This window comes from Arthrobacter sp. S39 (assembly GCF_004320525.1).
GTDB lineage: Bacteria > Actinomycetota > Actinomycetes > Actinomycetales > Micrococcaceae > Arthrobacter.
This window is the reverse complement of record NZ_SIHX01000043.1, coordinates 1-597: the sequence shown is the minus strand read 5'-3', so window position 1 is coordinate 597 and position 597 is coordinate 1. Positions and strand designations below refer to the sequence as shown.

Genomic DNA, 597 nt, shown 5'->3' with positions numbered 1-597 from the left:
ACCCTGGGATCACAGTCCGGTTATCGACTCCCCCAGGCTTATCGCAGATTCCTACGTCCTTCTTCGGCTCCTAATGCCAAGGCATCCACCGTGTGCTCTTAAAAACTTGACCACAAAAGATCAAAAACGCTAATTCACGAGAGAACCATGAAAACCACTGCTCCACCCCGAAGGACAGAACAACAGATCCAGGTTCATATTCTTGGAAATTGCTTCTTATAAAAGATGCTCGCGTCCACTATGTAGTTCTCAAACAACAACCCCGTACCACACACCCCACACACCCGCCCCAAAGGGAGCCAAGCAACCGTGTGATCGGTGCAGCCAGGAAACCAGAAACAAACAAACACCAGACCCGCCGCAACCCGTAAGCCACGACAAACCCGGTCCTGTTGCCTCAGGACCCAACAGTGTGCCAAACACTAAACCACCCAAACCCCTCACCCCACCGTTCCAGGACAACTGCTTTTTCCGAAGAAGAAGCAGACATCCGTACTAGAGGAGGCCAAGACCAGGCGGCCGCTATTTGTTGATATTCCACCCTTGAGCACCCGCCGCAGAACATGTGTCTGCGCAACGGGCATATACTCCTGACAA

Annotated in this window: 1 rRNA gene; it reads right to left on the bottom strand. The window is 52.3% G+C overall.

Annotated features, from left to right (window positions below):
* Window positions 1-112, bottom strand: a 23S ribosomal RNA gene (locus EYS21_RS23255); the annotation flags it as partial.
* Between the last annotated feature and the right edge of the window lie 485 nt (window positions 113-597).